Raw genomic sequence first — 8,351 nt, forward strand, 5'->3', positions numbered from 1 at the left:
AGGGAATTAAAAATGAAGTTAACGCATCCTGTTGACCGCTTGGTTGCCAGCTCATTGCAAGGGCGCATTCCGCTTATCATTTTTATTTTTGCGCTACTAAGTGGCTTATTGGCGTTGCAATTTACTGCGCGTGAAGAAGAGCCGCAAATTGTTGTACCTATGCTTGATATTCAAGTTGCGGTTCCGAATATCAGCGCCAATCAAGTTGAGCGACAAGTTACTATTCCACTTGAAAAGTTATTGGCACAAGTGCCAGGCGTAGAGCATGTTTATTCAGTCACACAAACGGGTGGTGCAATTGTTACGCTGCGCTTTTATGTGGGTGAAGACCGCGAAAAAGCAATTTTAAATACCTACAACAAACTCTTCGCAAATCAGCATACTATGCCCAGCATTGTGTCCAATTGGCAGATTAAGCCAATTGAAGTTGATGATGTGGCTATTATGATGTTGGGGCTATGGAGTGAGCAGCCGCAACTTTATGATGACTATGCACTTCGCCGTATCGCCCAAGAAGTTTCTACACATTTACAAGCAATTGACGATACATCTGAAGTTAAGGTGATTGGTGGTCGTCAGCGTGCAGTACAAATTTACTTAAATACTACTAATCTTGCCGCATTTAATACCACCGTAATGGATGTGTATAACGCGCTCAATGTCTCTAACCAACTTGCGACAGTTGGTGTACAGGTAACCAATAATCAGTCTGTGGTTTTAGAGGTGGGCGATGTATTTCGTCAAAGTGAAGCGCTTAACCGTTTAATTGTAAATGTTATCAACGGCAAACCAGTTTATTTATCCGATGTTGCCACTATTCAAGACGGCCCTACCGAGCCAACAAGCTATCAATGGTATAGCGAAGTGGCTACCAACACAGCCGATCACCCAATGGTTACTATTAGCGTTGCTAAGCAAGCGGGCAGTAATGCAGTAAGCCTTGCTAATCGTGTGTTGGTTGAGGTTGAATCACTTAAAGGGCAGCTGATCCCAGATCATGTTAATGTTTCGGTACTTAGAAACTACGGTGAAACCGCTAACGAGAAAGTAAATAACCTTGTTTCATCACTGGCGTTTGCGGTGTTTACTGTGGTGGTATTTATCGGTGTGTTTTTAGGTTGGCGACCGGCGATTGTGGTTGGTTTGGCAGTGCCTATTTGTTATGGCTTAACGCTTATATTGGATATGGCGTTTGGCTATACCATTAACCGTGTAACGTTATTTGCTTTGATTTTATCACTTGGCTTGCTGGTCGATGATCCGATTACCGGCATCGATAACATCAAACGCTTTATGAGTAAGGGCCAAAATAAAGAAGGTCAAATTGTTGCGGCGATGAGTGAAATTCGTCCTGCATTGATTATGTCGACAGTAACCATTGTACTTGCTTTTGTGCCCATGGCTTTTATAACCGGCATGATGGGGCCGTATATGGCACCAATGGCGTTTAATGTGCCTGTCAGTGTGATTGTTTCAACCTTAGTGGCTTTATTTGTTACACCGTGGCTTGCGAGTAAGTTACTAACAGATTCTCCCGTAGAGCAAGAAACTAATAACAGTGGCGACCTTTACCATAAAATATTAACGCCAATTTTGGCGTCAAAATCACGTGCTAAAATGGCGCTTTGGCTGACGCTTGGGTTGTTTGTTGCTAGCGCCTTATTGCCGGTGTTCCGCACGGTACCACTTAAGCTTTTACCGTTTGATAATAAGAATGAAGTACAAATCTTAATCGACTTGCCAGAATCAGCCAGTTTAGAGCAAAGTGCAGCTATTTCTTCGGAAATTGCGCAGCAGGTAAAGCGTGTTGCTGAGGTGAATGCTGTGGCGGTGTATGTAGGTGAGCCGAGTGCTATCGATTTCAATGGCATGGTGCGCCAATACTATCTACGTACGCGAGAAAACTTGGCTGAAATCCGAGTGCTGTTAGTCGATAAAAGCGAACGCGAACATCAATCCCATGGTGTGGTATTGCGGCTACGTGAATTATTGGCGCCATTTAATAAAAATGGCATCAATATCAAAGTAGTTGAGGTGCCACCTGGTCCACCGGTGTTATCAACTTTAGTGGCGGAAGTATACCGAGAGCCATTTGTCGCATTAGAGCAACAGCAATTAGCCGCGCGCCAAGTGGCTGCGCGATTAGCCAGTGAGCCTCATGTGGTTGAAGTTGATACCACAATGCAAGCGGCGCAAAAGATTAATCGTTTTGTGGTAGATAAAGAAAAAGCTGCATTATCGGGAATTGCGACAGAAGATATTAAACGCACCTTAATGATTGCTGGCTTTGGCGTTGAGGCGGGCACAATTGCGAGTGAATCTGAGGCCGAGCCTTTAGCGATAAAATTACGTATTCCTTACGCGACACGCAATCAATCAAGTGAACTTGATGGCCTTTATATTCGCGGTCGAGAAGGCATCGCACAAACTGATTTAGGGCTAGGGTTAGAAGCTGCACCCCAACCACTCGTAGCGCTTAGTGAATTAGGTGAATACCAAACCTTAACGGTTGCACAGCCTATTTTCCGCAAAGATTTACAATCAGTGATTTATGTCACTGCTGAGTTAAATGGCAGAACACCGGCGGAAGTGGTCGCAGATATTAATGCTGACCAACGTGAACAATTAGGCGATGAGCAAGCAAGCCATGTTGCTTGGCAGGACCGTCACTACCTAAATAACGGTGGTGGTGAATTATGGTCAATTCCAAAAGGCACTTGGCTTACTTGGAGTGGTGAAGGCGAACTAAGGATAACCGCGCGCGTGTTTCGCGATATGGGCATTGCATTTGCGTTTGCACTGACAGGTATCTTCTTTATTCTTCGCTTACAAACGGGGTCTTATGCGTTGTCGGGCATTATTATGTCGGCAATCCCGTTAACTGTGATTGGTATTATGCCGGGGTTTTGGATAATCAATCAGTTTGGTGAACGCGAGATTGCAAATAGTCCTGAGCCGATTCTATTCACTGCAACCGCGATGATAGGCATGATTGCCCTTGCAGGTATAGTGGTGAGAAATTCACTTATTTTGGTTGAATTTATCAGCGCAGCGCGCGCTCAGGGTGAATCAATAAAACAGGCTTTATTAATGGCAGGTAGCGTACGTATGCGCCCAGTGTTGCTTACAGCAGGCACCACATTATTGGGTAACTTAGTGATTATTCTAGACCCTGTGTTTAGTGGTTTAGCACTCGCCATTATCTTTGGCATTATTTCTTCCACCCTATTTAGTTTGATTATTGTGCCCGCCGTTTACTATTTGGTTTTCGATGAGTCACAAAACAGCGATCAAGAGCGTCAGGAGCAATAAATCATGACAAAACAAAAAGTATTAATTCCGATCAGTGCCATCGTTATCTTGATTGTAATGATCATTATGATGGCGGGCGGCTTTGACAATAAAGTTGCGCCAAGTACATCAAACGACGAATTGCAGAATGTACAAACTGTCACTGTTGAACCTTATGAGCATATTGAACGGCTATGGTTACCAGCAAACTTAATTGCTAGACAAAACACCCAAGTTGCGAGTCGTATTTTAGCAAATGTCACGTCAGTGAATGTGAGAGCTGGCGATATTGTTAAAGCCGGTGATGTGATTGCTGAACTTGATAATCAAGACTTAAAAGCACAAGTAGGGCAAATAGAAGCTCAGGTAGAGGCGGTTTCAGCGCAATTAACGCAAGCGACGCTTCAGTTAAAACGCAATAAAGCGCTGCGTGAGCAAGGGCTTATTTCAGTTAATGATTTAGATACAGTGCAATCTACTTTTGATCAGCTACGTGCCACTAAACTTAGCTATGAGCAACAATTGGACCAAGCAAAAGTTACCTTAACCTACAGTAAAATTGTTGCGCCTATTGCGGGTAAAGTGGTTGATCGAATGGTAGAACCTGGTGATTTAGTTAACCCAGGGCAAGCTGTTGTTGCACTTTATAATCCAAGCAGTATTCAAATAAGTAGCTTTATACCTGAAAGTCAGGCGGTTAATTTGTCGTTAGGACAAACGCTGCAAGTTGAGTTATCAGCACTGAATCAAGTGCGTGCAGCAAGGGTAAGTGAAATTGTACCGCTTGCTGATAGTGCAGCACGCAGCTTTGAAGTAAAGCTTGATTTAGCGGGCGATAATATCGACTTAACAGGACTGATGCCGGGCATGTATGCCAAAGTTGGTATTGATAAAGATGCGCGCGGCGTGATTGCGATTGATGCGCGTTATATTCAACATTTCGGTCAGCTAGCTAAGGTGTCAGTGCTTGAAAACGGTAAAATCAGCGAGCGCTTTGTGCGTTTAGGACAACCTTTGGAAAACAACTTAATAATTATTACCTCAGGTTTATCTGGCGGCGAAAAGTTGGTGATTTAGTATTTTAATTAGCAATTTAAGGCTGCACTTCGCAGCCTTTTTTGTATCGCTATTGCCACATCACTAAAATCGCCGCTATGGCAATTAGTACCAGACCAAGTAATTCATTTTTGCTTGGTGTTTGTTTAAGCCAGAAAATGGCAAGTAAAATAGTAAACAGCACTTCAATTTGCCCGAGCGTTTTAACATACGCCACATACTGTAAACTCATCGCGCTAAACCAACCAATAGAGCCAATACAGCTTGTAACACTAATGGCAAAGGTTGTGGGCAGATGTTGTTTTAATTTGCTAAAGGTGTGCTTTTCTTTAAGCGTGATATGTATTAATAAAATCAATGTTTGCACACTGAGCACCCACAATAGTACCCAAGCAGCACTGTGCGGAAATGGCAAATTAAGCGCAATGCTAGCTTCGCGCACTGAAAGTGAAGTAAGCGCAAAAGCACTGCCACAGCTAAGGCCAATGAACACGGTCTTGAGCTTAAACCCTTGAGTAAATCTTAATCCGCTTAAAACAAAAACGGCCAATGCGCCAAGCAAAACGCCAAACCAGCCAAGCAAAGTCAACTTACTGCCGAAAAAGAGCGCGCCTAAAATAGCCGCGACGAGGGCTTCACTTTTTGCAAGGCCGGCTCCTATGGCAAAGTTCTGCTGCTTAAACAGCACCACCATCAGTGCCGTTGCTAAAATTTGCATTCCTGCCGCAACAGCAACATAGGTTAAAAACTTAGCATTAAATGCGGGTATCTCGATGGGGTCAAATTGATACAGCACAACAAGGTAAACCAGTGCAATTGGGGTCGCAAATAAAAAACGCGCTAGCGTTACTCCTAGCGTGCTGACATGCTTACTTAATTTGCTTTGCAAGCCATTGCGAAAGGTTTGCATAAATGCGGCAAGCACCGTAAAAAAGACCCAAAGCATAGAGATACCTTTTGATTGAAAAATGTATCTTATCAGTTGAAAAGAGAATAAAGGTCGCGGTTTTTTGAATAGGTGAAAAAAATTCATTAAAAGTGCGACATTTTGTCGCAGGCGAATTTTTTGTGTTTTTTTATAATAGGTTTTGTAGCTAGCCCTTTGCTACACATTTTCCACATGATGCTATTGTTGATTTGCCGCAAGTTTTGCGGCTTATTTTTTTCATGCCTCGGCTGTTTTTTATTCTAGATCAAAGTTTTTTTATCCAAAAATTCTAAGCTACACCCAGCTTATCAAAGCACACTATTTTTATTAATGTTTGAATCAACCCCTGATTTGGTTTAGCACAACAGCAAGGAATTGTTATGAATACCAATAAATTATTAGAATTCTCTTTGGAATACTTAGACGTTATTTTAACGACGGTATTTTTCATTGCGACAATGTCTTACTTAGCAATGAATGGTATGGAAAAGGCGTTGTTACCAGGCGGTGTTATTGCAAGTCTTTATATGTATGTTCGCTTTAGGAAGTAATTTGGCTGCGGCTAATCGCGCAGTACTTGCCGGGTTCCAGATTAAGCTCGGCAAGTGTTAATTTTGCAATTCTCACTCTTTTTAAATCTGTCACATAATTCCCACAAAACTTAGTCATTCTGCGTATCTGCCGATTAAGGCCTTGCGTTAATATAATACAAAATTGCGTTTCATTTAGTTGCTCAACAATACATGGCTTTGTGATTTCACCTTTTACCGGCACGCCCGCCATCATTTGTTGGCAGAATTTGGGAGAAATAGGCTTGCTGGTGGTAACTATGTATTCTTTTTCTTTCTCAAAATTTGGGTGATTTAATTGATGGCATAATTCACCATCATTAGTGAGTAACAATAGGCCATGTGAATCTTTATCTAAACGACCGATTGGAAATAATCTGATGTGCTGTGGTAGCAGGTGAATCAGGCTGCTTGGGTCGCTTGGTATTAATTTGCAATCAATACCTATAGGCTTAAAAATAGCGAAGTAGTGTTTATCATGTTGTGTAACAACTTGTTGACCATCGAGTTCGACAAGATCGTCACCGTCAACATGGTCAATATGATTAGCTAACGCACCATTAACACGCACACGTTTGTCGTCAATCAAGCGAGAAGCTTGACGCCGTGAACAGATCCCAGCGTCAGCAATAAATTTAGCGAGGCGGATTTTACTCACAAAATTTAGTTAATTGAGGTTATTTGCAGGCTCATACTGTCGGCATCCACTACTTTGATGCGTGTGCCTTTATCTATTTGGCCTTCAAATTTTACTTTCCAAAAAGTATCGCCAATTTGTATTCGACCTTGTCCACCTGTTAGATCATGTTCTACAACTAGTTCACGACCAATTAAACTTGCAGCTCGTTGGTTCAGTGGACCATGATCTGAGCGGTTGTTAAATTCTTTAAAGTATTTCCAGTAAGCAATTGAAAAACCAAGTGCTGCGATAGCAAATAAAATTAACTGAGTCTGCCAAGAAATATCGCTAAATAGGGCATTGATAATCGCTAATAAAAACGCCGCAATTGCCGTTCCAAGCAAAAAGCCTGATGCGCCAAGTGCTTCAGCACCAAGCAGCAGTAATCCAAGTGATAACCAATGCCAAGGTTCTAAATTATTTAATAGCTCTATAATCATAACTGCTCCAAAAACACATAGTATACATCTATGTAAGGTTTATTTCTTGCCAAATGCTTCTTTTGCAATTTCGGCAACACCAGCGATAGAACCTAACATGTTGCTTGCTTCAAGTGGGATCATCATTACTTTGTTGTTATCTGATTCTGCTAGTTTACCCAGCGACTCCATATATTTTTGTGCAACAAAATAGTTAATTGCACGTGAGTCACCGTTTTGAATAGATTCTGACACTAAGCGTGTTGCTTCGGCTTCCGCTGCTGCTAAACGTTCTCGTGCCTCAGCCTCGCGTTTAGCTGCCTCTAATTGGCCTTCAGCTTTAAGTATTTCGGCTTGCTTTTGACCTTCTGCAACTTTAATAGCTGCTTCACGTTCACCTTCAGCTTCTAAAATACTGGCACGTTTTTCACGTTCAGCTTTCATTTGACGCGCCATAGCGTCAACTAGGTCCATTGGCGGGGCGATATCTTTGATTTCGATACGTGTTACTTTTACGCCCCATGGGTCCGTTGCTTCATCCACTTTGATGAGAAGGGAGCCATTAATTTTATCTCGATTTGATAGCATTTCGTCGAGTTCCATCGAGCCCAAAACCGCGCGAATGTTGGTCATTACCAAGTTACGCATGGCGCGTTCTAAATCGTTTACTTCATATGAAGCCTTAACAGGGTCGAGCACTTGGTAGAAGCACACTGCATCGGTCGTTACTTGGGCATTATCAGATGAAATTACCACTTGTGGTGGTACATCTAATACTTGCTCCATCATGTTTTGCTTGCGACCAATGGTATCAACAAGTGGAATTATTAGTTGTAAACCAGGTGTTAGTGTTCGGGTATATTTACCGAAACGCTCTACTGTGTAGTTGAAACCTTGCGGTACCATTTTGATGCCTAGCATAACGAGGATAAAGACAACGGCAAGGCCAATTATTATTGTAATATCAAACTGTTCCATAAAAAGTTCTCCTGTTTAATTGACTTCAATCTAACTCTTTTTGAGCTGAAATAACAGATTTAATGATAAGTGGATAATAACGGTGCTGGGCGGTATTTTCTTTTTTAATGAAATCACGCATGCTGTTATTAACACTAAATGGAGGGCTTATGAATTATCTTATTTTAGGGATTAATGGACATGTTGTTGCAATTAATAAAGACGATGGCAGTGAACTTTGGCGTAAAAAGTTAAAATCAGGAACAATTACTGTAGTAAGTAGCGATAATAACAAGGTGTACGCATCTTCTTCAGGTCATTTATTTTGTTTAGATAAAGCCACAGGTGAACAGCTATGGACTAATTCGCTAAAAGGATTGGGTTACGGCACATGTATTATCGATGTCGGTAATCATGCAGCATCAGTGAGCGGTACTGTTGCGAGTAATGTT

Annotated in this window: 8 protein-coding genes; 4 read left to right on the forward strand and 4 right to left on the reverse strand. The window is 41.9% G+C overall.

The genetic code is table 11. The features are described from left to right. Positions 1-12 precede the first annotated feature (12 nt). Together ON073_RS15150 and ON073_RS15155 are read left to right on the forward strand one after the other, a co-directional pair. Positions 13-3,312 carry an efflux RND transporter permease subunit gene (locus tag ON073_RS15150; RefSeq protein ID WP_274762725.1) on the forward strand — a complete coding sequence of 1,100 codons (3,300 nt, stop codon included), beginning with the start codon at positions 13-15 and terminating at the stop codon, positions 3,310-3,312. 3 nt (positions 3,313-3,315) lie between these two features. Next, the gene (locus tag ON073_RS15155) at positions 3,316-4,368 is read left to right on the forward strand and encodes an efflux RND transporter periplasmic adaptor subunit (RefSeq protein ID WP_274762727.1); all 1,053 of its coding nucleotides are present in this window, start codon (positions 3,316-3,318) and stop codon (positions 4,366-4,368) included. Between the two features lie 49 nt (positions 4,369-4,417). Here ON073_RS15155 and ON073_RS15160 read toward each other — a convergent pair whose 3' ends face one another. After that, positions 4,418-5,293, reverse strand: coding sequence for a DMT family transporter (locus tag ON073_RS15160; protein WP_274762728.1), 876 nt, complete (start codon positions 5,291-5,293; stop codon positions 4,418-4,420). Between the two features lie 362 nt (positions 5,294-5,655). On the opposite strand from ON073_RS15160, the gene ON073_RS15165 reads away from it, so the two are divergent. Further along, positions 5,656-5,826 carry a hypothetical protein gene (locus ON073_RS15165; RefSeq protein ID WP_274762730.1) on the forward strand — a complete coding sequence of 57 codons (171 nt, stop codon included), beginning with the start codon at positions 5,656-5,658 and terminating at the stop codon, positions 5,824-5,826. On the opposite strand, the gene ON073_RS15170 is transcribed toward ON073_RS15165, so the two are convergent. The 3 genes from ON073_RS15170 to ON073_RS15180 are packed head-to-tail and all read right to left on the reverse strand — an operon-like array spanning position 5,816 to position 7,920. Then, positions 5,816-6,502, reverse strand: coding sequence for a pseudouridine synthase (locus ON073_RS15170; protein ID WP_274762731.1), 687 nt, complete (start codon positions 6,500-6,502; stop codon positions 5,816-5,818). The genes ON073_RS15165 and ON073_RS15170 overlap by 11 nt on opposite strands. Positions 6,503-6,507: 5 nt before the next feature. Further along, positions 6,508-6,963, reverse strand: coding sequence for an NfeD family protein (locus tag ON073_RS15175; protein WP_274762732.1), 456 nt, complete (start codon positions 6,961-6,963; stop codon positions 6,508-6,510). Positions 6,964-7,002: 39 nt separating this feature from the next. After that, positions 7,003-7,920 carry an SPFH domain-containing protein gene (locus ON073_RS15180; protein WP_274762733.1) on the reverse strand — a complete coding sequence of 306 codons (918 nt, stop codon included), beginning with the start codon at positions 7,918-7,920 and terminating at the stop codon, positions 7,003-7,005. A 149-nt stretch (positions 7,921-8,069) separates the two neighbouring features. On the opposite strand from ON073_RS15180, the gene ON073_RS15185 reads away from it, so the two are divergent. After that, positions 8,070-8,351, forward strand: a 282-nt coding sequence (locus ON073_RS15185; RefSeq protein WP_274762735.1) for an outer membrane protein assembly factor BamB family protein, incomplete at its 3' end; no start/stop codon positions are given.

It is taken from the genome of Pseudoalteromonas sp. G4, assembly GCF_028875915.1.
In the GTDB taxonomy this organism is placed as follows: Bacteria; Pseudomonadota; Gammaproteobacteria; order Enterobacterales; family Alteromonadaceae; genus Pseudoalteromonas.